The 22,423-nt window shown below is 68.3% G+C and carries 20 protein-coding genes and 2 riboswitches; of the genes, 10 read left to right on the top strand and 10 right to left on the bottom strand.

The features are described from left to right. Positions 1-50: 50 nt before the first annotated feature. Positions 51-665, bottom strand: coding sequence for a LysE family transporter (locus B7D75_RS10520; RefSeq protein WP_107113981.1), 615 nt, complete (start codon positions 663-665; stop codon positions 51-53). Between the two features lie 65 nt (positions 666-730). On the opposite strand from B7D75_RS10520, the gene B7D75_RS10515 reads away from it, so the two are divergent. Next, complete coding sequence (locus B7D75_RS10515; protein ID WP_107113980.1) at positions 731-1,660, top strand: LysR family transcriptional regulator; 930 nt, start codon at positions 731-733, stop codon at positions 1,658-1,660. A gap of 246 nt (positions 1,661-1,906) precedes the next feature. Here B7D75_RS10515 and B7D75_RS29905 read toward each other — a convergent pair whose 3' ends face one another. After that, positions 1,907-2,038 carry a hypothetical protein gene (locus tag B7D75_RS29905; RefSeq protein WP_003150767.1) on the bottom strand — a complete coding sequence of 44 codons (132 nt, stop codon included), beginning with the start codon at positions 2,036-2,038 and terminating at the stop codon, positions 1,907-1,909. A gap of 445 nt (positions 2,039-2,483) precedes the next feature. Between B7D75_RS29905 and B7D75_RS10505 the strand changes: the two genes are divergently transcribed. Continuing rightward, a complete protein-coding gene (locus B7D75_RS10505; RefSeq protein ID WP_034078504.1) occupies positions 2,484-3,065 on the top strand; it encodes a cytochrome b in 582 nt (193 codons plus the stop codon). A 155-nt stretch (positions 3,066-3,220) separates the two neighbouring features. Further along, entirely contained in the window at positions 3,221-3,469 is a 249-nt protein-coding gene (locus B7D75_RS10500; RefSeq protein WP_003150765.1) for a hypothetical protein, read from the top strand. A gap of 54 nt (positions 3,470-3,523) precedes the next feature. Here the strand turns inward: B7D75_RS10500 and B7D75_RS10495 are convergent, their stop codons facing one another. After that, positions 3,524-5,053 (bottom strand): nucleobase:cation symporter-2 family protein, encoded by a 1,530-nt coding sequence (locus tag B7D75_RS10495; protein ID WP_012075195.1) that lies wholly within the window; start codon positions 5,051-5,053, stop codon positions 3,524-3,526. A gap of 428 nt (positions 5,054-5,481) precedes the next feature. Between B7D75_RS10495 and paaP the strand changes: the two genes are divergently transcribed. Continuing rightward, positions 5,482-7,089 (top strand): aminopeptidase PaaP, encoded by a 1,608-nt coding sequence (gene paaP / locus B7D75_RS10485; RefSeq protein WP_107113979.1) that lies wholly within the window; start codon positions 5,482-5,484, stop codon positions 7,087-7,089. 87 nt (positions 7,090-7,176) lie between these two features. On the opposite strand, the gene B7D75_RS10480 is transcribed toward paaP, so the two are convergent. Both B7D75_RS10480 and B7D75_RS10475 read right to left on the bottom strand, forming a co-directional pair. Then, positions 7,177-7,821 carry a vWA domain-containing protein gene (locus tag B7D75_RS10480; protein ID WP_012075193.1) on the bottom strand — a complete coding sequence of 215 codons (645 nt, stop codon included), beginning with the start codon at positions 7,819-7,821 and terminating at the stop codon, positions 7,177-7,179. A 20-nt stretch (positions 7,822-7,841) separates the two neighbouring features. Beyond that, positions 7,842-8,852 carry an ATP-binding protein gene (locus B7D75_RS10475; protein ID WP_012075192.1) on the bottom strand — a complete coding sequence of 337 codons (1,011 nt, stop codon included), beginning with the start codon at positions 8,850-8,852 and terminating at the stop codon, positions 7,842-7,844. Between the two features lie 566 nt (positions 8,853-9,418). On the opposite strand from B7D75_RS10475, the gene B7D75_RS10470 reads away from it, so the two are divergent. Continuing rightward, positions 9,419-10,513, top strand: coding sequence for a 3-deoxy-7-phosphoheptulonate synthase (locus B7D75_RS10470; RefSeq protein WP_012075191.1), 1,095 nt, complete (start codon positions 9,419-9,421; stop codon positions 10,511-10,513). 27 nt (positions 10,514-10,540) lie between these two features. Here B7D75_RS10470 and cobN read toward each other — a convergent pair whose 3' ends face one another. Further along, positions 10,541-14,287 (bottom strand): cobaltochelatase subunit CobN, encoded by a 3,747-nt coding sequence (cobN, locus tag B7D75_RS10465; RefSeq protein ID WP_107113978.1) that lies wholly within the window; start codon positions 14,285-14,287, stop codon positions 10,541-10,543. 75 nt (positions 14,288-14,362) lie between these two features. Then, positions 14,363-15,415 carry a cobalamin biosynthesis protein CobW gene (cobW, locus tag B7D75_RS10460; RefSeq protein WP_003155152.1) on the bottom strand — a complete coding sequence of 351 codons (1,053 nt, stop codon included), beginning with the start codon at positions 15,413-15,415 and terminating at the stop codon, positions 14,363-14,365. Between the two features lie 120 nt (positions 15,416-15,535). Further along, positions 15,536-15,726: riboswitch (cobalamin riboswitch) on the bottom strand. Between the two features lie 58 nt (positions 15,727-15,784). Further along, a riboswitch (cobalamin riboswitch) is annotated at positions 15,785-15,932 on the top strand. Between the two features lie 100 nt (positions 15,933-16,032). Between cobW and B7D75_RS10455 the strand changes: the two genes are divergently transcribed. The 5 genes from B7D75_RS10455 (at position 16,033) to B7D75_RS10435 (ending at position 19,260) form a co-directional block, all read left to right on the top strand. Then, the gene (locus tag B7D75_RS10455; RefSeq protein ID WP_012075187.1) at positions 16,033-16,215 is read left to right on the top strand and encodes a CbtB domain-containing protein; all 183 of its coding nucleotides are present in this window, start codon (positions 16,033-16,035) and stop codon (positions 16,213-16,215) included. Positions 16,216-16,232: 17 nt separating this feature from the next. Next, on the top strand, positions 16,233-16,934 hold the full coding sequence (locus tag B7D75_RS10450; RefSeq protein ID WP_034078500.1) for a CbtA family protein: 702 nt from the start codon (positions 16,233-16,235) through the stop codon (positions 16,932-16,934). 72 nt (positions 16,935-17,006) lie between these two features. Next, a complete protein-coding gene (locus tag B7D75_RS10445) occupies positions 17,007-17,435 on the top strand; it encodes a cobalamin biosynthesis protein (protein ID WP_107113977.1) in 429 nt (142 codons plus the stop codon). Continuing rightward, the gene (cobM, locus tag B7D75_RS10440) at positions 17,432-18,184 is read left to right on the top strand and encodes a precorrin-4 C(11)-methyltransferase (RefSeq protein ID WP_012075184.1); all 753 of its coding nucleotides are present in this window, start codon (positions 17,432-17,434) and stop codon (positions 18,182-18,184) included. The genes B7D75_RS10445 and cobM overlap by 4 nt, the downstream gene beginning before the upstream one ends. Positions 18,185-18,312: 128 nt before the next feature. Further along, on the top strand, positions 18,313-19,260 hold the full coding sequence (locus B7D75_RS10435; RefSeq protein WP_107113976.1) for an alpha/beta fold hydrolase: 948 nt from the start codon (positions 18,313-18,315) through the stop codon (positions 19,258-19,260). A 73-nt stretch (positions 19,261-19,333) separates the two neighbouring features. Here B7D75_RS10435 and fabV read toward each other — a convergent pair whose 3' ends face one another. From fabV to B7D75_RS10420, 3 genes are all read right to left on the bottom strand, one after another. Next, the gene (fabV, locus tag B7D75_RS10430) at positions 19,334-20,530 is read right to left on the bottom strand and encodes an enoyl-ACP reductase FabV (protein WP_003155818.1); all 1,197 of its coding nucleotides are present in this window, start codon (positions 20,528-20,530) and stop codon (positions 19,334-19,336) included. Positions 20,531-20,714: 184 nt separating this feature from the next. Beyond that, positions 20,715-21,644, bottom strand: coding sequence for an electron transfer flavoprotein subunit alpha/FixB family protein (locus B7D75_RS10425; protein WP_003155815.1), 930 nt, complete (start codon positions 21,642-21,644; stop codon positions 20,715-20,717). Further along, the gene (locus B7D75_RS10420) at positions 21,644-22,393 is read right to left on the bottom strand and encodes an electron transfer flavoprotein subunit beta/FixA family protein (RefSeq protein ID WP_003155813.1); all 750 of its coding nucleotides are present in this window, start codon (positions 22,391-22,393) and stop codon (positions 21,644-21,646) included. The genes B7D75_RS10425 and B7D75_RS10420 overlap by 1 nt, the downstream gene beginning before the upstream one ends. Positions 22,394-22,423 lie beyond the last annotated feature (30 nt).

The raw sequence follows: 22,423 nt of genomic DNA, 5'->3' as shown, positions 1-22,423 counted from the left end.
AGCCGCCGGGCCCGGCTCAAAGGCGGCAGGCGGCCATCAGTGGCGCGCGCTCACGAACTCTTCGTCCCCAGCAACACGCCGAAGCCCACCAGCAGGGCGCCGAAGAACTGGTCGATGCGCCGGCGGAAACGTACCAGCCGGGCGCGGACCGGCGGGCTGGAAAGGAAGCAGGCGACCAGGCCGAACCAGGCCAGGTGGGCAGCGACGATGAAGGCGCCGTAGCCCAGTTGCGCAGGCAGGACGCTATGCGGATCGATCACTTGCATGAACAGGCTGACCACGAACAGGCAGGTCTTCGGATTGAGCACATTGGTCAGGAAGCCGCCGCGCAGCATCGCCCAGGACGAAACCCCGGCGCCGCCCGCCACCTCGTCCGCCACCGCGACCTCCCGCGCCAGCAGCATGCGCAGGCCGAGGAACACCAGGTAGGCCGCGCCCACCAGCTTCAGCGCGGTGAACAGCGCCAGCGACTCGCGCACCAGCATACCGACGCCGAGGATGCTGTAGCCGACATGTACCGTCACTCCCGCGCCAATGCCCAGCGCGGTAAGCAGGCCGGCGCGGCGGGAATACAGCAGGCTGTTGCGCGAGACCATGGCGAAATCGGCGCCGGGGCTGATCACCGCGAGCACGGTGATGGTCAGGAAAGCTATCAGCTCTGTCATGCCAGGAAGGTTCCCAGGTAGAATGTATGGCGCAATTTACCTGTATCCAGCGCCGAGCGAGAACGATGAATACTGACAATCATGGTGAGGAGAACTCACAATTCAGACGCCGTCGCCTACCCTCGCTGAACGCCCTGCGTTGCTTCGAGGCCGCCGCCCGCCTGGAGAATTTTTCCCGTGCCGCCGAGGCCCTGTGCCTGACCCACGGTGCGATCAGCCGCGCGGTACGGAGTCTCGAAGAGGAGTTCGGCTGCGCGCTGTTCGAGCGGCGCGGCCAGCGGGTGTTCCTCAGCGCGGCCGGGCGCCGCCTGCTCGACGGCACCGGCCAGGCCCTCGACCTGATCGAGCGCACCAGCGACGCCCTGCGCGCCGAGGCCGGACCCACGGCTCTGGTGCTGTCCTGCGAGCCGACCCTGCTTATGCGCTGGCTGATCCCGCGGATCGCCGGGTTCATGGCGGAACAGCCGCAGCTGTCGATCCAGTTGGTCGCCGGCGGCGGGCCGTTCGCCTTCGGCCGCGGCATCGACCTGGCGATCCGCCGCAACGACTTCCCCTGGCCGCCCGGCAGCCACGCCCACTGGCTGTTCGACGAGCAGGTCGGGCCGGTCTGCCGGGCCGGCGACGCCACCCGGCACATCCAGGCCGGCGAGGCCGGCGCGCCACGGCTGAAGCCCGAGGCTCCGCGCCTGCACACGGCGAGCCGCGCCCAGGCCTGGGACACCTGGACCGAGCTCGCCGGACAGGCTCCCGCCAGCGCCGCGGGCCAGCGCTTCGAGCACTTCTACCTGAGCCTGCAGGCCGCCGCCGCCGGGCTCGGCGTGGCCATCGGCCCCTGGCAGCTGGTGCGCGACGACCTCGCCGCCGGCCTGCTGGCGGCGCCGCTGGGGTTCCTCGCCGACGGCAGCAGCTATCACCTGCTGACCCCGCGGCCGCTGCGAGTCGGTGAACCGGCCGCGCTGCTGCTGGACTGGCTGCGGCGCAGCGCGGCGGCCTGACCGCAGCGCTCAGGGCCAGGCGCGCAGCGACCGCTCGACCGCCGTCAGCAATACCGGCCAGGACGCCAAACTGGCGAAGATCGGTCTGAAGATACCGAGCATGCCCCCTGTCGGTGGCGCTGGTGGCGGCATGGGCGAGTCCGGCTGGAGCAGACGAAAAGCTGGGCGGACGACGCCGAAGACCATGTCCTGCCCGGCTGCGGACACTGGTTGCCGGAAGAGTGCGCGGCGCCGATGAATCGGCGCTCAGAACTGCTCGCCCGGGCAGAACAGGCAGCGCAGCAACAGGGTCATGAGCACGACAGCGCCGGAACCCAGCAGGTAAGGCAACGGCGAAAACAGGTCACTCTGGTCCTTGCCATCGTGCTCACTACTCATGCTCACCTCGGGAAACCGTCAGGGCGGAAAAGACGCAAGATATGTAGCTGCCGTCCTTTCAAGTGCACGGCGAAGTGTTCAAAGACTATAGAGATGAAGCAATCAAGTTCAATTACATCTGTGTCAGCTTGCTGTCGGCAAAACGTCAGCGGAAAGAAACGCAATATATTTCCCGATGATGCTCACGGGGGCTTCGCGCGCCGCCTCCAGGCTCTCCCGGCGTGGTGCGTCAGCCTCGGCGAAGGAAAAATCAACTTGCAATGATCCCGCCCGGAATTATCCCGCCCTTACTGGAAAAGTGTATTCCAGCACTGTTTCGGTGCAATGGACTTCATACTTGAAAGTTTCGATTAAATTTTCCGTTATCGATCATCCATAAATACGTTTGATCGTGCTCCCGGACGTTTCATAGATTGCACACCTTCATTATCCGCGAGGCATTCCCGTGACGCATCCAGCGACCGTCTACAGCCTGACCACCCGCCTGCTGCACTGGAGCATGGCGTTCTGCTTCATCGGCGCGATCGCGCTGGCCTATTTCGTCATCTGGGTGCTCGGCCACGATCACCCGCAACGCCTGCCGGTGCTCAACCTGCACTGGGTACTGGGCCTGCTGGTCGGCCTGCTGCTGATCCCGCGGATCGTCTCGCGGCTGCGCGGACCACGCCTGCCAGCAGTCCCCGGGACGCCACTGGAGCACCGCCTGGCGCACTATGCGCACCTGTCGCTGTACGCCCTGATGCTGGTGATGCCGTTCACCGGCTACGTCGGCACCCGCCTGCCCACCGACTTCGGCCTGTTCGTGATACCCAGCTTCAAGGACACCGCGCTGTTCGCCTGGATTTCGCAGACCTGGAACCTGAGCTGGGAGGCGTTCGAGAAGCCCTTCGACGCCGTTCACCGCGTGCTCGGCCTGTGGCTGAGCACCTCGGTGGTGCTGCTCCACGCGATCGCCGCCGGCTACCACCAGTGGGTACGCCGCGACGGCACGCTGGAACGCATGCTTGGCCGCCGCGGGCGTTCCTGAGCGTCGCCCCTTCGTCGGCTGCCACGGCCTGCCGGCGGGCATCTGCTATAGAGGTAGGGACACGCAGGTAAAACCTCGCCGCCCCGAGGCTCCTCCGTGGCAACAGCAAGCGTCGCGCAGGTAGCCGGGTCGGCCTCCGACAGAGAGGACAGGCCATGACCAGCTTGCATTGCCAGCACCGCGACCACACCATCACCGCCGACGTCGTCGAACACCCTGGGATTCCCACGCCCTGGGCCGGCGGCTGCCACATCACCGACCCGGACGGCCACACCAGCAAGCGTATCGCGCTGCCGGTACGCTTCGCCTTTCTCGCCGACCTGGAGAACGCCCAGCGCGCCTCCATCGCCCACGGCAAATGGCTGGTGGACCAACGCCTGGACCAGGGCCGGACGCTGTTCTGAGCCGCCAATGCGAACGGCCCTCTCGACGAGGGCCGTTTCTCATCCGCCGGGCGCTCAGGCGCTACCGGCTTCCACGGTTTCGCTGCGCCGTCGCGGCGGCGCGCCATGGCAGTCCTCGCCAGCCAGCGGTACCTCGTTGCCCTGGGCGTCGTACAGCTTGCCGTCGAGGAAATAGTCGCCCTCGTGCAGCGCAGCGATGTCCTGGTAGCGCAGGGTCCGCTCGCTGGCGGCGACGAACACCGACTGCTGGTCGGAATTGCCGGCGGTGAAGTGGTTGAACGCCAGGTTGAGCAGGATCGCCATGATCGCCGAGGAGCTGATGCCGGAATGGAAGATGGTGGCGAACCAGCTGGGGAAATGGTCGTAGAAGCTCGGCGCGGCGATCGGGATCATGCCGAAGCCGATCGAGGTGGCGACGATGATCAGGTTCATGTTGTTGCGATAGTCCACCTTCGACAGGGTGCGGATGCCGCTGGCGGCGACCGTGCCGAACAGCACTATGCCGGCGCCGCCGAGCACCGCGGTGGGCACCGCGGCGATCACCCGGCCCATCACCGGCAGCAGCCCGAGGATGACCAGGAACAGCCCGCCGGTGGCGACCACGTAGCGACTCTTGATTCCGGTCACCGCGACCAGGCCGACGTTCTGGGCGAACGCGCTCTGGGTGAAGGAACCGAAGATCGGCGCCAGCATGCTGGAGAACATGTCCGCGCGCAGGCCGTTGCCCAGGCGCTGGGAGTCGACCTTGGTGTCGATGATCTCGCCCACCGCGAGGATGTCCGCCGAGGTTTCCACCAGGGTCACCATGATCACGATGCACATCGAGATGATCGCGGCGACGTGGAAGGTCGGCATGCCGAAATGGAACGGCGTGGGGAACGCGACCAGCGGCCCTTCGGTGACCCTGGAGAAGTCGGCCATGCCGAGGAACACCGCGATGACGGTGCCGATGACCATCGCCAGGAGGATCGACAGGCGCGAGATCGAGGCGCTGCCGAGTTTGCTCAGCAACAGCACGATGACCAGGGTGATCGCCGCCAGGCCGATGTTGGCCATGCTGCCGAAGTCCGGCGCCTGGCTGTTGCCACCCATCGCCCAGCGCGCGGCGACCGGCATCAGGGTCAGGCCGATGGTGGTGATGACGATACCGGTCACCAGCGGCGGGAAGAACTTGGTGATGCGCGAGAAGACCGGCGTGATCAGCAGTCCTATCAGCGAGGCCGCCATCACCGCGCCGAGCACCGCGGGGATGCCGCCGCTGCCGCCGCTGCCGATGATCGCCACCATGGTCGCCACGCCGGCGAACGAGACCCCCTGGACCAGCGGCAGCTGGCAGCCGAAGAACGGCACCCCGAGGGTCTGCAGGAGGGTCGCCAGGCCACCGGCGAACAGCGAGGCGGCGATCAGCAGGCCGATGTCGCCGGGCGCCAGGCCGGCCGCCTGGCCGAGGATCAGCGGGACCGCGACGATACCGCCGTACATGGTCAGCACATGCTGCAGGCCGTAGGCCATGTTCGCGCCGACACCGAGGTTCTCGTCTTCAGGACGTGGAACGGGAGGAGTTCCGGGGGACGTGGTTTTCATGGTGCGCTTTTCTCGCTTTTATTGTTCTGCGCACACTGTAGACAATTCGATCCTCAAATATCCAGACAAATGTATACAAAAAGCTCGACAAATTTGTGACAGCGCTGTCGCCAGCGTCCGTGCTTCGCGCGCTGGGCCGCGTGCCAGACCGCCCACCCCGCTCCACGCGGTCTCCCCACGTCCGACCAACGGCCACCCGCCCTCGACGGGGGGCAATAACGATAGAAAGCCGAACCCTGTCGCGCCAGCGAGCTATCAGCGATCCCTCTGCAAAAAGTTGATCGACTTCACGTTTTCGAAAATACGCCGGGACAGCCCGGAAACCGCTCCTAGTCTGCCAGTCAGGCCGTGCCCGAGGCCGTATCACGGGCAATAGCGCCATGCCATCAACGGCTTATCGATAATCGCCTCACAAGGAACGGAGTCTCATGAGCAACAAGAACAATCTCAGATTCGCCCTCGGCGCCCTGGCCCTGTCGGTCTCCGCCGCGAGCCTGGCAGCCCCCTCGGAAGCGCAACAGTTCACCGAGTTCTGGACCCCGGGCAAACCCAACCCGTCGATCTGCAAGTCACCGCTGCTGGTCAGCACCCCGCTCGGACTGCCACGCTGTTTGCAGGCGAGCAACGTGACGAAGCGCCTGCAGAAGCTCGAGGACATCGCCACCCTCAACGACGGCAACCGCGCCGCCGCCACGCCGGGCTACCAGGCCTCCGTCGACTACGTGAAGCAGACGCTGGAGAAGGCCGGCTACAAGGTTTCGGTGCAGCCCTTCCCGTTCACCGCCTACTATCCGAAAGGCCCGGGCAGCCTGAGCGCCACCGTGCCGCAGCCGGTCACCTACGAATGGGAGAAGGACTTCACCTACCTGTCGCAGACCGAGGCCGGCGACGTCACCGCCAAGGTGGTCCCAGTGGACCTGTCCCTCGGCGCCGGCAACACCTCCACCAGCGGCTGCGAGGCGGAAGACTTCGCCAACTTCGCGGCCGGCTCGATCGCGCTGATCCAGCGCGGCACCTGCAACTTCGAACAGAAGGCCGAGAACGCCGCGGCCGCCGGCGCCGCCGGGGTGATCATCTTCAACCAGGGCAATACCGACGACCGCAAGGGCCTGGAGAACGTCACCGTGGGCGAATCCTACGAGGGCGGTATCCCGGTGATCTTCGCCACCTACGACAACGGCGTGGCCTGGTCGCAGACCCCGGACCTGCAGCTGCACCTGGTGGTCGACGTGGTACGCAAGAAGACCGAGACCTACAACGTGGTCGCCGAGACCCGGCGCGGCAACCCGAACAACGTGGTGATGGTCGGCGCGCACCTCGACTCGGTGTTCGAAGGTCCCGGCATCAACGACAACGGCTCGGGCAGCGCCGCTCAGCTGGAAATGGCCGTGCTGCTGGCCAAGGCGCTGCCGGTGAACAAGGTGCGCTTCGCCTGGTGGGGCGCCGAGGAAGCCGGGCTGGTCGGCTCGACCTACTACGTGCAGAACCTCGCACCGGAAGAGAAGAAGAAGATCAAGGCCTACCTGAACTTCGACATGATCGGTTCGCCGAACTTCGGCAACTTCATCTATGACGGCGACGGCTCCGACTTCGGCCTGCAGGGCCCGCCCGGCTCGGCCGCCATCGAGCGCCTGTTCGAGGCCTACTTCCGCCTGCGCGGCCAGCAGTCGGAAGGCACCGAGATCGACTTCCGCTCCGACTACGCCGAATTCTTCAACAGCGGCATCGCCTTCGGCGGCCTGTTCACCGGCGCCGAGGGTCTGAAGACCGAAGAACAGGCGCAGAAGTACGGCGGCACCGCCGGCAAGGCCTACGACGAGTGCTACCACAGCAAGTGCGACGGCATCGCCAACATCAACCAGGACGCCCTGGAGATCCACAGCGATGCCATGGCCTTCGTGACCAGTTGGCTGTCGCTGTCGACCAAGGTGGTCGACGACGAGATCGCCGCCGCCGGACAGAAAGCCAGGTCCTCGCTGCAGATGCAGAAGAGCGCCAGCCAGATCGAGCGCTGGGGCCACGACTTCATCAAGTAACCGCGACCGTCCTGCGCCGGGCCGCCGGCGCAGAACTCCCTCGAGGCCCGGCATGCGCCGGGCCTTTTCATTGGGCGGCCGGCACTCTCAGGCGGGCTGCAGCGCGCTGATGTGCAAGTACTGCGCGCCCAGTTCCCGGGCCAGGCGCTCGCCCTTGCCGAGGCGCAGCGGGCCGCTTTCCAGGTCGACCAGCAGGCTCGGGCAGGCGGCCGCCGGTACGGCCGGCCAGTCGCGCAGGCGGCCGTCGGTAAGCAGCAGCAGGCATTGCCGCTCGGCAGGCTTCTGTCGTTGCCGGCGCGCCAGCCAGTCGGCAGCCTGGCCCAGGGCGTCGAGCAGCGGCGTACCGCCGCCAGCGCCGAGCTGCTGCAGCCAGTCCTGGAGCTCCCGCGAGACCTTCTGCCCCTGCCACAGCCATTGCGCCCGAGCGCCAGTGGCATGCAGCACGGCGAGGCGCGCGCGCTGCCGGTAGGCCTCTTCGAACAGGCTCGCCAGCAGCCCCTTGGCCTGGGCCAGGGCGCCGTGCCGACGGGTGCTGGCGGAAGCGTCGACGATCACCAGCCAGAGTTCGCCGGGCCTTCGGCTCCGCGGTTGCCGCAACAGATCGCGGCGTTGCCGTGGGCGCCCGCGCAGCAGGGTCGGCAGCCACTGGATGGCGCCCTCCGCGCCCTGGCTGAGAGCGCCGTTGCGACCGCCGCGCAGCGCCCCGGGTCTGGTCCTGGCATCCGCACCCATGACCGAGCGCGGGCGGATGCTCAGGGCTTTTTTGCCCAGCGCGGCAGCTCGCGGGCAACGCCCATGGCCACCGGCTGCGCCGGCAGCTCGCCCCACTGGCCTTCGCCACCGGCGGTACCCGCCGCTCCGCTGGCGGGGGGCGCCGCGGGCGGTGGATTCGCCGCCGAGGTCGGCGGTGACTGCTGGCGGCGACGATGCGACAGGGCGAAATGTTCCACCGCGTCGATGTCCTCCGCCTCGATCCTCTCGCCGCCGCGCCAGGCCGCATGGGCGCGCGCCGCGCGCAGCCAGACCAGGTCGGCGCGCAGGCCGTCGACCGCCGCCTCGAAGCAGCGCCGGGCGATGCTGTCCAGCGCCGCGTCGTCCAGGGGAATCCGCGCCAGCCGCCGGCGCGCCTCGGCGCAACGGCGGCGCAGTGCCTCCTGTTCGCTGGCCCAGCGCGCGACGAAGGCCTGCGGATCGGCGTCGAAGGCCAGCCGGCGACGGATGATCTCGGCGCGCTCGGCCGGCCGCGGCTGGCTGTCGAGGCGTACATCGAGGCCGAAACGGTCCAGCAGTTGCGGACGCAACTCACCCTCCTCCGGGTTCATCGTGCCGATCAGCACGAAGCGCGCCGGATGCCGGTGGGAGATGCCGTCGCGCTCGACCAGGTTGACGCCGCTGGCGGCGACGTCGAGCAACAGGTCCACCAGGTGGTCCGGCAGCAGGTTCACTTCGTCGACGTAGAGCACGCCGCCGTCGGCCCTGGCCAGCACGCCCGGGGAAAACCGCGCGCGACCCTCGCCGAGAGCGGCGTCCAGATCGAGACTGCCGACGATGCGCTCCTCGCTGGCGCCCAGCGGCAGGGTAACGAACTCCCCCTCCGGCAGTAGCTCGGCGACGCCCCGCGCCAGGGTCGACTTGGCCATTCCGCGCGGCCCCTCGATCAGTACCCCGCCGATCGCCGGATCGACCGCGGCCAGGCACAGCGCCAGCTTCAGCTCGTCGGCGGCGACCACGGCGGACAAGGGATAATGCACGGTAGCGCTCATGGGGATTCCTGCAACGGACGGAAATACAGACCGCCAAGTCTATCAGGCCGCCAGCGCCGGTATCGAACCGTGAAACAGTCGTTGAACCGGCCGCCTCGCTTGCAGTAAGCTCGGGACTCGTCCACGGGAGAAACCCATGCCGCACACCCGCCATCCGCACCTGCATTCCAGCGCCTCGCGCCCTGGCCTGCCGTTGCGCGCGCGTGCGCCGCAGGCACCCCGTGCCGCGTATTTCTTCGGGTATTGGTTTAGCCACTCCGGCGCCTGATACCCCAACGGCGCCCACGGTATACGGGACGCCTACCCTGCACACGCAAACCCCCGGTCGGCTCCCCGACCGGGGGTTTTGTTTTTCCGGCCCGTTTTCCCGGCCCACAAGGCCACAACCACAGACGAACGCACAGGACATCGATCATGACCGCATACCGCTACCGCACTGGCTACCCGCTCAACACCTGGCGATTTAGCGACGGCTGCCAGCCGCTCGCCAGGACACGACATCGCCGAACACCTCGATAGGGCACGACGCGCGCGGGACGCCCGCCGCCAGCCCAGGAAGCCAGACCATGAATTCATCCGTATCCGCACTGACCGCCCTTTCGCCCAACGTCCAGGCCGTCGCCCTGCCCAGCGCCGCCGCCCGCACCGCGCTGGAGCGCCTGCCCAGCGCGCTCGAACTCAAGGCCCGCCAGCCGTTGCCGCTGGAGCTGGCCAGCCAGGTCGCCGCCAGCCGCGACGCCATCCGCGCCATCCTCGACGGCGACGACCCGCGCCTGCTGGTGGTAGTCGGCCCCTGTTCGATCCACGATCCCCGCTCCGCCCTCGAATACGCCGAACGCCTCGCCGCGCTGAGCGACGAACTCGACGGCCAGTTGCTGCTGGTGATGCGCGCCTACGTGGAAAAGCCACGCACCACGGTGGGCTGGAAGGGCCTCGCCTACGATCCGCACCTGGATGGCAGCGACGACATGGCCGCCGGCCTGGGGCTGTCCCGGCAACTGATGCTGGACATGCTGCGCCTCGGCCTGCCGCTGGCCACCGAATTGCTGCAACCGCTGGCCGCCGGCTACTTCGACGACCTGCTGAGCTGGGCGGCGATCGGCGCGCGCACCAGCGAATCGCAGATCCACCGCGAACTGGTCAGCGGCCTCGGTCTGCCGGTGGGCTTCAAGAACGGCACCGACGGTGGCGTCGGCATCGCCTGCGACGCGATCCGCTCGGCGGCCCACGGCCATCGCCATTTCGGCCTCGACCCGCACGGCCACCCGGCGCTGATCGAAACCCGTGGCAACCCGGACACCCATGTGGTGCTGCGCGGCGGCCGCCACGGTTCGAACTATGGCCCCGAGCAGGTGCAGGCCGTACGCCAGGCCCTGGAAAGCCAGGGCATCGCCACGCGGATGATGGTCGATTGCAGCCACGCCAACAGCGGCAAGAACCCGCTGAACCAGCCCGGCGTCCTCGCCAGCGTGCTGGACCAGCGCCTGGCGGGCGCCAGCGACCTGGTCGGGGTGATGCTGGAAAGCCACCTGTTCGACGGCTGCCAGGCACTCGGCGGCGAATTGCGCTACGGCGTCTCGATCACCGACGGCTGCCTCGGCTGGGAGGGCACCGAGCGGATCCTCCGCGACGCCGCCCGGCGCCTCGCGGCAGGCACCTGAACCTGGCGGGGCGGCCACGCCGCTCCGCTATTCCTCTTCGACGTCCAGCAGCAGGTTCTCCAGAGCCTCGCGATAGGCCCCCGGCTCCTGCCAGAGCCCGCGCCGCTGCGCCTCCACCAGGCGCTCGGCCATGTCGCGCAAGGCCCGCGGGTTGTGCTGGCGGACGAACTCGCGGGTCTCGGCGTCGAGCAGGTAGGCGTCGGCCAGCAGCGCGTACTGGTGGTCGTCGATCAGCTCGCTGGTGGCATCGAAGGCGCACAGGTAGTCCACCGTCGCCGCCAGTTCGAAGGCGCCCTTGTAGCCGTGGCGCTTCATCCCGGCGATCCATTTCGGATTCACCGCGCGCGCCCGCACCACCCGGTTGAGCTCTTCCTTGAGCGTGCGGATGCGCGGGTTGTCCGGTTGGCTGTGGTCACCGTGGTAACTGGCCACCGGCGCGCCGCGCAGGGTTTCCACCGCCGCCAGCATGCCGCCCTGGAACTGGTAGTAGTCGTTGGAATCGAGCAGGTCGTGCTCGCGGTTGTCCTGGTTGTGCAGCACCGCCTGCAGGCGCTCCAGGCGCTGGGCGAAGCGTTCCCGCGCCGGCGTGCCGTCGTCGCCGGCACCGTAGGCATAGCCGCCCCAGTTCAGGTAGACCTCGGCGAGGTCGGCGCGGGTCTGCCACAACCGCTCCTCGATAGCCCCCTGCACGCCTGCTCCATAGGCGCCCGGCTTGGCGCCGAAGATCCGCCAGCCGGCCTGCCGGCGCGCTTCCGCCGGCGCAACCCCCTGCTCTTCGAGGCGCCGCCGCTCCAGCCGCACGCGGGCGGCCAGCGGGTTCAGCTCTTCGGGCTCGTCCAGCCCGGCCACCGCCTGCACCGCCGCGTCGAACAGGCGGATCAGGTTGGCGAAGGCGTCGCGGAAGAACCCGGAGACCCGCAATGTCACGTCGACCCGCGGCCGATCCAGCAGCGAGACCGGCAGGATCTCGAAATCGGCGACGCGCTGGCTGCCGGCCTGCCATACCGGGCGCACGCCAAGCAGCGCCAGGGCCTGGGCGATGTCGTCGCCACCGGTGCGCATGGTCGCCGTGCCCCATACCGAGAGGCCGAGCTGGCGCAGGTGATCGCCATGCTCCTGCAGGTGCCGTTCGAGCAGCAGGTTGGCCGACTGGAAACCGATGCGCCAGGCGGTCGGGGTCGGCAGGTTGCGCACGTCCACCGAGAAGAAGTTGCGACCGGTGGGCAGCACGTCGAGCCGCCCGCGGCTCGGCGCGCCGCTCGGACCGGCCGGAACGAAGCGCCCTTCGAGGGCTGCCAGCAGCCCGTCGATCTCGGCCGCGCCACAGGCGTCCAGGGTCGGCGCCACCCGTTCGCACAAGCCGCGCAACACCTCGCCGCTGGCGCGCCACGCAGCGGGCGGCGGCTGGCCCTCCAGGCAGCGTTCGATCCAGTGCAGCGCCAGCAGCTCCAGGCGCTCGCGGGTATCGCCGAGGCTGCGCCAGGGCTCCTCGTTCACGCGCGCCAGGCATTCCGGGCGCGGACCCTGCCAGGGCTCGCCCATGGCGCAGGCCAGCGGGTCGAAGCCCAGCCCGAGGTCGTCGGCCAGGCTCTTCAGCAGGCCGGCGTTGGCGCCCTTGCCGTCGCCGCGCGGGACCCGCAGCAGCGCCAGCAGGGTGTCCAGGCGCAAGCGCCCGCTCGGCGATTCGCCGAACACATGCAGGCCGTCACGGATCTGCGATTCCTTCAGGTCGCAGAGATAGGCGTCCAGCTGCGGCAGCCAGCTGTCCGGATCGTCGCTGAGCTGCAGGCCGATCTCGCGGTCGAGACGGTTGCCGCGCAGCAGATCGAGGATTTCCTCGCGCAACTGCCCGGCGCGCCGGGGATCGAGCAGCGAGGCATCGTAGAACTCGTCGGCCAGGCGCTCCAGGTCGCGCAGCGGACCGTAGCTCTCGGCGCGGGTCAGCGGCGGCATCAGGTGGTCGATGATCACCGCCTGGGTACGACGCTTGGCCTGGGCGCCCTCTCCCGGATCGTTGACGATGAACGGATAGATGTTCGGCAGCGGGCCGAGCAGCGCGTCCGGCCAGCATTCGGCGGACAGGCCGACGCCCTTGCCCGGCAGCCATTCCAGGTTGCCATGCTTGCCGACGTGCAGCAGGGCGTCGGCGCGGTAGGCATGGCGCAGCCAGAAATAGAACGCCAGGTAGCCGTGCGGCGGCACCAGGTCGGGATCGTGGTAGACCGCCGCCGGATCGAGCTGGTAACCCCGTGCCGGCTGGATGCCGACGAAGGTCAGGCCATAGCGCAGGCCGGCGATCATCATCCGCCCGCCGCGGAACATCGGGTCCTGCCGCGGCTCGCCCCAGCGTGCCAGCACCGCCTGGCGATTGCGCTCCGGCAGGCGCGCGAAGCAGGCCAGGTAGTCGTCCAGCGCCAGGCTCTGGGCGCAGGGTCGCAGGTCGTTGTCGTCGAGGTCGTTACTGACGCCACCGAGCAACTGGCGGATCAGCTCGGTGCCGCTGGCGGGCAGGCCGTCGACCGGATAGCCCTGCTGGCGCAAGGCACGGAGGATGTTCAGCGCCGCCGCCGGGGTGTCCAGGCCGACGCCGTTGCCGATCCGCCCGTCGCGGGTCGGGTAGTTGGCCAACACCAGCGCCACCCGCTTTTCCGCGCAGGGCTTGCGCGCCAGTTCGGCCCAGCGGCGCGCCAGCTCGGCGACGAAGTCCATGCGCTCATCGTCGGCGAGGTAGCAGACCACGTCGCTCTCGCTGCGCTCGCTGCGCCAGGCCAGGCCCTTGAAGCTGATCGGCCGGGTGACGATGCGCCCGTCCAGCTCCGGCAGCGCCACGTGCATGGCCAGGTCGCGCGGGCCCAGGCCCTGTGGGTTGTCCTGCCAGAGCGGGCGGTTGTCCAGCGAGCAGATCGCCTGCAACACCGGCACGTCGCGGCGGAACGGACGCAGTTCGGGCGCTTCCGGATTGGACTGGGCGAAGCCGGTGGTATTGACGATCAGCGCGGCATCGCTGCGCGCCAGCCAGTCTTCCACCTGGGCCAGGCAGGCACCTTCCTTCAGGCTGGCCACCGCGATCGGCAGCGGGTTCAGCCCCTGTGCCGCAAGGCGTTCGCAGAAGCGTGCGATGAAGGCGGTGTTCGCCGCCTGCAGGTGGGTGCGATAGAACAGCAACGCGGCCACCGGACGCCCGGCCTGCCAGTCGGCACGCCAGTGTTCCAGGGTCGCCTCGGCATGCCGTGGATGGAACAGCGCCACCCGTGGCAGTGCCTGCGGCTCGCGCCAGGCGTAGTCGCGACCCAGGCACTGATTGGCCAGGCAACGGTAGAACTGCCCGGCGTTCTCCAGGCCGCCCTGGCGCAGGTATTGCCAGAAGCGCTCGGCCTGCTCCGCCGGCAGGTTGCCGAGGGCGCTCAGCTCTGGGTCGGGGCGGTCGTCGCCGGGCACCGGGATCAGCACGCAGCCGCGCCCGGCCAACGCCACCAGTTGTTCGACGCCATAGCGCCAGTAGCCGATGCCGCCGTGCAGCGAAAGCAGGATCACCCGCGCATGCCGCAGCACCTCGTCGACATAGAGGTCGACCGAGGCGTGGTTCTGCAATTGCATCGGATTGGCCAGGCGCAGGCTCGGGTAGTCGTCCGGCAACTCCCGGGCAGCCTCGGCCAGCAATGCGAGGTGCGAATCGCCGCTGCAGAGGATCACCAGCTCAGCGGGAGTCTGGGCCAGGTGGGCGATGCCGTCGTCGGGGACGAAGCCGCCGGGTTGGGTGCGCAACAGGTGCATGGGCGTTCCACCGATAGGAGGCGGGAGGCCTGGAGGCAGGCGCTAGCTGGCCGGCCCCGGCCCGGAGATCACGGGTCAGGCCAGCGCGGTGCGCAGCTCGTTGGCGATGGCCGCCTGGTCCAGTTCCTGGCCGATCACCACCAGGCGGCTACGGCGGTTCTCGCCGGCCAGCCACTGGCGATCGAAGTGCCTGTCGAAACGCTTGCCGACACCCTGCACCAGCAGGCGCATGGGCTTGCCCGGAATGGCGGCGAACCCCTTGATGCGAAGTATGTCGTGACGCTCCACCAGCTCGCCGAGGGCCTCGAGCAGCGCGGCTTCCTCCACCTCGGGGAGATCGACGTGGAAGGAGTCGAACTCGTCGTGGTCGTGGTCCTCGTGGCCTTCGTGGTCGTGATGGGTGGGCCGGCGGTCGATGTGCAGCTCGGCCTCGGCGTTGAGTCCCAGCAGGACCGAGAGCGGCAGCTCGCCCCGGCTCGCCTCGACGATCTTCACCGCTGCCGGCAGCTCCCCGGCGATCTCCGCGCGGACCCGCGCCAGGGCCTCGGCGTCGAGCTGGTCGGCCTTGTTCAGGATCACCAGGTCGGCGCTGGCCAACTGGTCCTCGAACAGTTCGTGCAGCGGCGATTCATGGTCGAGGTTGGGGTCCTGGCGGCGTTGCTGGTCGACCTGCTCGGGATGGGCGGCGAAGGTGCCGGCCGCCACCGCCGGGCTGTCGACCACGGTGATCACCGCGTCGACCGTGCAGGCGTTGCGGATTTCCGGCCACTGGAAGGCCTGCACCAGCGGCTTGGGCAGGGCCAGGCCGCTGGTCTCGATGAGGATCTGGTCAAGGTCGCCGCGGCGCGCCACCAGCTCGCGCATCACCGGGAAGAACTCTTCCTGCACGGTGCAGCACAGGCAGCCGTTGGCCAGTTCGAAGACCCGGCCCTGCGCCTCCTCCTCGCTACAACCGATGGAGCATTGCTTGAGGATCTCGCCGTCGATGCCGAGTTCGCCGAACTCGTTGACGATCACCGCGATGCGCCGGCCTTCGGCGTGGTCCAGCATGTGCCGGAGCAAGGTGGTCTTGCCGGCACCGAGGAAGCCGGTGACGATCGTGACGGGGAGTTTCGCCAGGGTTTTCATGGGCAGCCCTTGTTCAGCTCGGCGGGCATGCGGACGAGTGGCGCGGACGCTGGCCGCGCAACGGATTCGCCACCGGATCACCCCGCCCGGTTGTATGGAAGTCTTGTCCCCCGCGCATCGCACCGCGGGATCGACGAGGCAGGTCTCCTGGCTCACGGTCTGGCGTCGCCGCCGGTTCCCCGCCTTCCCGCGTCACGCAGTGGCATTGGGGAACGATCGCCGTTCACAGTTGCGGGGGCAGCCGCGGCATCGACCGCGTTCCCTCTTAGCCCCGCCGTCGCCGGCGAGGAACCTCGAACCGGCAAGGCTACGCAGTGCGCCGGCCAGGGTCAATCGGGCCGGTTGACGCCCGGTCTGCCTTCATGCTGTCCTAGGCGGGTTGTCCCAGGTGTCTCGTGCCGGCGCGCACGAGGTGAAACGGGAAGCCGGTGACGCTCTTCGAGCCAGTCCGGCGCTGCCCCCGCAACGGTAAGCGCATCGCGCGAGCCCGGAGACCGGCCTGGAACCTTTCGTTTGATTCACCCGCGGTGGGCGGGCGCAAGCGTGAAGCGGGCCATCCGGTCCCGTTCCTCGTGCGTACGCCTCTGCAAGTCCAGCCAATCCAGAGGGAACGCACCATGTCGAGCAGCACCCTGGCGCACGCCAGCGCCACCATCTCCCTGTCGAAGCGACTGAGCCTGGCCATCGGCGCCGGCCTGCTCGGCGCGTTGCTGGTGTACTTCGCCGGCTTCTCGCACATCGACGCGGTGCACAACGCCGCCCACGACACCCGGCACAGCTCCGGCTTCCCCTGCCACTGAGCGCGCGAGAACTTCCGATGATCAAACGCATCGCCCAGACCGCCGGCTTCGCCGGCCTGCTCGCCGCCCTGCTGCTGTCACTGTTGCAGATTCTCTGGGTCACCCCGCTGATCCTCGAGGCGGAGACCTACGAGAACAGCGAGCCGGTCGCGGCCCAGCCCCACGAACATGCTCCCGGCGTCGCCGCCCATGTTCACGACGAGGAGGCCTGGGAGCCGGAGAACGGCTGGCAGCGTACCCTCTCCACCACCGGCGGCAACCTGGTGGTGGCGGTCGGCTTCGCCCTGATGCTCGCCGGCCTGTTCACCCTGCGCGCGCCGGGCCGGACCTGGCAGGGCCTGCTCTGGGGCCTGGCCGGCTACGCGGTGTTCTGCCTTGCGCCGTCGCTGGGCCTGCCGCCGGAGCTGCCGGGAACCGCCGCGGCCGACCTGGTGCAACGCCAGTACTGGTGGATCGCCACCGCAGCCGCCACCGCGGTGGGCCTGGCCCTGCTGGCGTTCGGCGGCAACTGGCCGCTAAAGCTTGTCGGCGCCGCGCTGCTGGCGCTGCCGCACCTGTTCGGCGCGCCGCAGCCCGAGGTCCACGCCAGCCTGGCGCCGGCAGCCCTGGCCCAACGTTTCGTGATCGCCTCGCTGGTCAGCAATGCGCTGTTCTGGGCCGCCCTCGGCCTGGCCGCTGCCTGGCTGTTCCGGCGCAACCGCGCCGGTGTCGACGCCTGACCTCCTTCCACCCGCGACCCTTGCCGGTCGCGGGTCCATAGTGTCTCCCCTTCCACTTCCTCCGGTCCGCGCATGCCCCTGCCCACCCCCAGCCTGCTGATCGCCGGCATCGGCTGCCGCCGAGGCTGTAGCGCCAGGCATCTGCGCGCGCTGCTGGAGCGAACCCTGGCCGAACACGGGCACACCCTGGCCGAGCTGGACGCCCTCGCCAGCATCGACGGCAAGCGCGACGAACCCGGCCTGCGGCAGCTGGCCACGATGCTCGGACGCCCCGTGGATTTCCTGGCGCCCGCCGCCCTGCTCGACTACGAGCCGCGCCTGCTCAGTCCCTCCGCCGTCGCGCTGCGCGAAACCGGCTGCTCCAGCGTCGCCGAGGCCGCCGCCCTGGCCCTGGCCGAACGCCTGGGCGGCGGTCGCGCCGATCTGCTCGGGGCGAAACGCAGCGACGACCGGGCGAGCATCGCCCTGGCACACCCTTTCACCGAACGAGAACTCCCATGACCGTCTATTTCATCGGCGCCGGTCCCGGCGACCCCGACCTGATCACCGTCAAGGGGCAGCGCCTGATCCGCCAGTGCCCGGTGATCCTCTACGCCGGCTCGCTGGTTCCGCAAGCGCTGCTCGAGGGACACCAGGCCGGCCAGGTGGTGAACACCGCCGAGCTGAACCTCGAACAGATCGTCGAGCTACTCGCGCAAGCCCATCGCCGCGGCCTCGACGTCGCCCGCGTGCATTCCGGCGATCCGTCCCTGTACGGCGCCATCGGCGAGCAGATCCGCCACCTGCGCGAACTCGGCGTCCCCTATGAGATCGTCCCCGGGGTCACCGCCACCGCCGCCTGCGCCGCCCTGCTCGGCTGCGAGCTGACCCTGCCCGAGGTGTCCCAGACGCTGATCCTGACCCGCTACGCCGCGCGCACGAAGATGCCGGAAGGCGAGAGCCTGGGCGACCTGGCGCGGCACCGGGCGACCCTGGCGATCCACCTGGGCGTCGCCCACCTGGCGAAGATCGTCGAGGAACTGCTGCCGCACTACGGCGCCGACTGCCCGATCGCGGTGATCCACCGGGCCAGTTGGCCGGACCAGGAACAGGTTCGCGGCACCCTCGCCGACATCCTGCCCAAGGTCGCCGCCAGGCATTTCCGCCGCACCGCGCTGATCCTGGTCGGCGAGGTGCTGGCCGCCGAAGGCTTCGCCGACTCCTCGCTGTACCGCGCCGGGCATAGACACCTCTATCGAGCCGGCGAATGAACCGCCGGCCTCGGGTTCGGCGCCGACCGCCGGCAGCGCGCCTGGACTCGCCGCAAGGCTTGCGACAGCGGGCCGGCCCGGCTAGCGTTCAGCGCTGGCCCCTTTTTTCCTGAAGCCCTCGGACACCCATGAAACGATTCCTCCTCGGTCTGCTCCTGCTGCTGGCGGTCGCCGCCGGCGTCCTCTACTTCGTCCCCGCTACCCTCCTCGCCAGCGTACGCACCGTCGAGCGCGGTCTCGCCGGTCTCAGCGAACACAGCGTGCAGGTCGACAACCTTGAGATCGCCTACCTGGAAGGCGGCTCGGAGAAGAACCCGACCCTGTTGCTGATCCACGGCTTCGGCGCCGACAAGGACAACTGGCTGCGCTTCGCCCGGCCACTGACCGAGCGCTACCATGTGGTCGCCCTCGACCTCCCCGGCTTCGGCGACAGCAGCAAGCCGCAACAGGCCAGCTACGACGTCGGCACCCAGGCCGAGCGAGTCGCCAACTTCGCCGCCGCCATCGGCGTGCGCCGCCTGCACCTGGCCGGCAACTCCATGGGCGGGCACATCGCCGCGCTCTACGCGGCGCGCCATCCGGAACAGGTGCTATCGCTGGCGCTGATCGACAACGCCGGGGTGATGCCGGCACGCAAGAGCGAACTGTTCGAGGGCCTGGAGCGCGGCGAGAATCCCCTGGTGGTACGCCAGCCGGAAGACTTCCAGAAGCTGCTCGACTTCGTGTTCGTCCAGCAACCGCCGCTGCCGGCGCCGCTCAAGCGCTACCTCGGCGAGCGCGCGGTAGCTGCCTCGGCGTTCAACGCGCAGATATTCGAACAACTGCGCCAGCGCTACATCCCGCTGGAGCCGGAACTGCCGAAGATCGAGGCGCCGACCCTGCTGCTGTGGGGCGACCGCGACCGCGTGCTGGATGTCTCCAGCATCGAGGTGATGCATCCGCTGCTGAAGCGGCCCAGCGTGGTGATCATGGAAAACTGCGGACACGTGCCGATGGTCGAGCGCCCGGAGGAAACCGCGCAGCACTACCTGGCCTTCCTCGACGGCGTACGGAACGCCCAGGTGGCCGGTCGCTGAAAACGCGAACCGGCGCCTGGGGCGCCGGTCCGGGGGAGCGGGAGCCGTCGCGGGGACGGCTCGGATACAGGCTTCAGGCCTGGATCAGGTTGGCGATCTGCACGTCCGGGTCGACGTCCTGCTCATAGTCGACGCCAGCGACCTCGAAACCGAACAGGTTGAGGAATTCGCTCTTGTAGCCGGCGAAGTCGGTCAGCTCGTAGAGGTTCTCGTTGGTCACCTTGTCCCACAGTTCCTCGACGCGGGACTGCACTTCCGGCTGCAGTTCCTTGTAGTCGGCACGCAGGCGGCCTTCCTCGTCGAGGCGCGGCTCGGCGCCGTACAGGCTCTCGCGGTACAGGCCATCGACCTGCTCGATGCAGCCTTCGTGGGTGCCCTGCTCCTTCATTACCTTGAACAGCAGCGACAGGTACAACGGCATCATCGGGATCGCCGAACTGGCCTGGGTCACCACCGCCTTGAGCACCGAGACCCGCGCGTCGCCGCCCAGCGGGGCGAGCCTGTCGCGAATACCGAGGACCTTCTGGTCGAGATCCTTCTTGGCCGCGCCGATCGAGCCGTTCCAGTAGATGTCGTGGGTGATCTTCTCGCCCAGGTAGGTGAACGCGGTGGTCTTCGCGCCGTCGGCCAGCACGTCGGCCTCGAGCAGCGCGTCGATCCACATCTGCCAGTCCTCGCCGCCCATCACCGCAACGGTATCGGCGACTTCCTGGTCGCTGGCCGCCTCCAGGACCACGTCCTTGATCACTTCCTTGTCGGTGTCCAGGCCACGGAAGCTGACCGACTTGCCGATCGGCTTGAGGGTCGAGGAGAACACTTCGCCGGTCTTCGGATGGGTACGGCGCGGCGCAGCCAGGCTGTAGACCACCAGGTCGACCTTGCCGAGATCGCGCTTGATGGTCTCGATGGTCAGCCGCTTCACTTCGTCGGAGAACGCGTCGCCGTTGATGCTGCGCGCGTACAGACCTTTCTCGTGGGCGAACTTCTCGAAGGCCGCCGAGTTGTACCAGCCGGCGGTGCCAGGCTTGCTCTCGCTGCCCGGACGCTCGAAGAACACCCCGAGGGTATCGGCGCCGGAACCGAACGCGGCGGTGATGCGGGCAGCCAGGCCATAGCCGGTGGAGGAACCGATGACCAGGACCTTCTTCGGTCCGTTGACGACGGGGCCCTTGGCCTCGACGTAGTCGATCTGTTGCTTGACGTTGGCCTCGCAGCCTGCCGGATGGGTAGTGACGCAGATGAAGCCACGCACGCGCGGTTTGATGATCATGAAAACCTCGGTTGCTAGATGCCGGAAAAGCACATTCAGGAGCTAGAGACGTCGCGCATTGTAAATGAGACACCTCCGCTTGGGCGGGCCGAAGACAGGAATCGTGACCAAAGGGTCACGCGGCGCAGCCCAGGCATAAAAAAACCCGCTCCGGAGAGCGGGTCTTCTCGGCTTGGAATCAGGCTCAGACGGCCTTTTCCAGCTCCGGCACGGCGTCGAACAGGTCGGCGACCAGGCCGTAGTCGGCGACCTGGAAGATCGGCGCCTCTTCGTCCTTGTTGATCGCGACGATCACCTTCGAGTCCTTCATGCCCGCCAGGTGCTGGATGGCACCGGAGATACCCACCGCGATGTACAGCTGCGGGGCGACTATCTTGCCGGTCTGGCCGACCTGCATGTCGTTCGGCACGAAACCGGCGTCGACCGCGGCGCGGGAGGCGCCGACGGCGGCGCCCAGCTTGTCGGCCAGGGCGTAGAGGATCTTGAAGTTGTCGCCGTTCTGCATGCCGCGGCCACCGGAGACCACGATCTTGGCAGCGGTCAGTTCCGGACGGTCGGACTTGGCCAGCTCTTCGCCGACGAAGGCGGACTTGCCGGCATCGGCCGGGCCGGAAACCTGCTCGACGGCAGCCGAACCGCCTTCGGCGGCGACGGCGTCGAAGCCGGTGGTACGCACGGTGATCACCTTGACCGCAGCCGAGGACTGCACGGTAGCGATGGCGTTGCCGGCGTAGATCGGACGCTTGAAGGTGTCGGGGCTGACCACTTCGACGATCTCGGAGAGCTGGTCGACGTCCAGCAGCGCGGCGACGCGCGGCAGAAAGTTCTTGCCGTTGGTGGTGGCCGGGGCCAGCACATGGCTGTAGCCCTTGCCCAGCTCGGCGATCAGCGGCGCGACGTTTTCCGGCAGCTGGTGGGCGTAGGCGGCGTTGTCGGCGACCAGCACCTTGGAGACACCCTCGACCTTGGCGGCGGCTTCGGCCACGGCGGCAACGTTCTGCCCGGCGACCAGCACGTGGATGTCGCCGCCAATGGCCTTGGCAGCGGCAACGGTGTTCAGGGTAGCGCCCGCCAGGGCGGCGTTGTTGTGCTCAGCGATAACCAGGATAGCCATTAGATTACCTTCGCCTCGTTCTTCAGTTTCTCTACCAGTTCAGCCACGGACTTGACCTTGATGCCAGCGGAGCGCGCAGCCGGCGCCTCGACCTTCAGGGTCTTCACGGTGGAAGCGGTGGAAACGCCCAGGGCGTCCGGGGTCACCACGTCCAGCGGCTTCTTCTTGGCTTTCATGATGTTCGGCAGCGACGCGTAGCGCGGCTCGTTCAGACGCAGGTCGGTGGTGACGATGGCCGGCAGGTTCAGCGCGACGGTCTGCAGGCCGCCATCGATCTCGCGGGTCACATTGACCTTGTCGCCAGCGACCTCGACCTTGGAGGCGAAAGTGCCCTGGGCGTAGCCGGTCAGCGCGGCGAGCATCTGGCCGGTCTGGTTGTTGTCGCTGTCGATGGCCTGCTTGCCGAGGATCACCAGTTGCGGCTGTTCCTTGTCGACCACGGCCTTGAGCAGCTTGGCCACGGCCAGGGAGTTCAGCTCGTCGTTGCTCTCCACCAGGATCGCACGGTCGGCGCCCAGCGCCAGCGCGGTGCGCAGTTGCTCCTGGGCGGCGGTCGGGCCGACGGAGACAGCGACGATCTCGCTAGCCACGCCCTTCTCTTTCAGGCGCACGGCTTCTTCCACGGCGATTTCGCAGAAGGGGTTCATGGACATCTTGACGTTGGCGAGGTCGACGCCGGAGTTGTCCGCCTTGACGCGGACCTTGACGTTGTAGTCGACCACTCGTTTGACTGCTACAAGAACCTTCATGGATTCCTCGTTATTCTCCGGTGAATAAGG

The organism is Pseudomonas paraeruginosa (assembly GCF_003025345.2).
In the GTDB taxonomy this organism is placed as follows: Bacteria; Pseudomonadota; Gammaproteobacteria; order Pseudomonadales; family Pseudomonadaceae; genus Pseudomonas; species Pseudomonas paraeruginosa.
The sequence above is the reverse complement of the archived record's forward strand: the minus strand, read 5'-3'. Positions and strand labels throughout refer to the sequence as shown.

Bases quoted from the DNA above. Each gene is read 5' to 3' on its own strand.
- B7D75_RS10520 (WP_107113981.1), bottom strand. From the start codon at position 665: ATGACAGAGCTGATAGCTTTCCTGACCATCACCGTGCTCGCGGTGATC.
- B7D75_RS10515 (WP_107113980.1), top strand. From the start codon at position 731: ATGAATACTGACAATCATGGTGAGGAGAACTCACAATTCAGACGCCGT.
- B7D75_RS29905 (WP_003150767.1), bottom strand. From the start codon at position 2,038: ATGAGTAGTGAGCACGATGGCAAGGACCAGAGTGACCTGTTTTCGCCG.
- B7D75_RS10500 (WP_003150765.1), top strand. From the start codon at position 3,221: ATGACCAGCTTGCATTGCCAGCACCGCGACCACACCATCACCGCCGAC.
- B7D75_RS10495 (WP_012075195.1), bottom strand. From the start codon at position 5,053: ATGAAAACCACGTCCCCCGGAACTCCTCCCGTTCCACGTCCTGAAGAC.
- paaP (WP_107113979.1), top strand. From the start codon at position 5,482: ATGAGCAACAAGAACAATCTCAGATTCGCCCTCGGCGCCCTGGCCCTG.
- B7D75_RS10480 (WP_012075193.1), bottom strand. From the start codon at position 7,821: ATGGGTGCGGATGCCAGGACCAGACCCGGGGCGCTGCGCGGCGGTCGC.
- B7D75_RS10475 (WP_012075192.1), bottom strand. From the start codon at position 8,852: ATGAGCGCTACCGTGCATTATCCCTTGTCCGCCGTGGTCGCCGCCGAC.
- B7D75_RS10470 (WP_012075191.1), top strand. From the start codon at position 9,419: ATGAATTCATCCGTATCCGCACTGACCGCCCTTTCGCCCAACGTCCAG.
- cobN (WP_107113978.1), bottom strand. From the start codon at position 14,287: ATGCACCTGTTGCGCACCCAACCCGGCGGCTTCGTCCCCGACGACGGC.
- cobW (WP_003155152.1), bottom strand. From the start codon at position 15,415: ATGAAAACCCTGGCGAAACTCCCCGTCACGATCGTCACCGGCTTCCTC.
- B7D75_RS10455 (WP_012075187.1), top strand. From the start codon at position 16,033: ATGTCGAGCAGCACCCTGGCGCACGCCAGCGCCACCATCTCCCTGTCG.
- B7D75_RS10450 (WP_034078500.1), top strand. From the start codon at position 16,233: ATGATCAAACGCATCGCCCAGACCGCCGGCTTCGCCGGCCTGCTCGCC.
- B7D75_RS10445 (WP_107113977.1), top strand. From the start codon at position 17,007: ATGCCCCTGCCCACCCCCAGCCTGCTGATCGCCGGCATCGGCTGCCGC.
- cobM (WP_012075184.1), top strand. From the start codon at position 17,432: ATGACCGTCTATTTCATCGGCGCCGGTCCCGGCGACCCCGACCTGATC.
- B7D75_RS10435 (WP_107113976.1), top strand. From the start codon at position 18,313: ATGAAACGATTCCTCCTCGGTCTGCTCCTGCTGCTGGCGGTCGCCGCC.
- fabV (WP_003155818.1), bottom strand. From the start codon at position 20,530: ATGATCATCAAACCGCGCGTGCGTGGCTTCATCTGCGTCACTACCCAT.
- B7D75_RS10425 (WP_003155815.1), bottom strand. From the start codon at position 21,644: ATGGCTATCCTGGTTATCGCTGAGCACAACAACGCCGCCCTGGCGGGC.
- B7D75_RS10420 (WP_003155813.1), bottom strand. From the start codon at position 22,393: ATGAAGGTTCTTGTAGCAGTCAAACGAGTGGTCGACTACAACGTCAAG.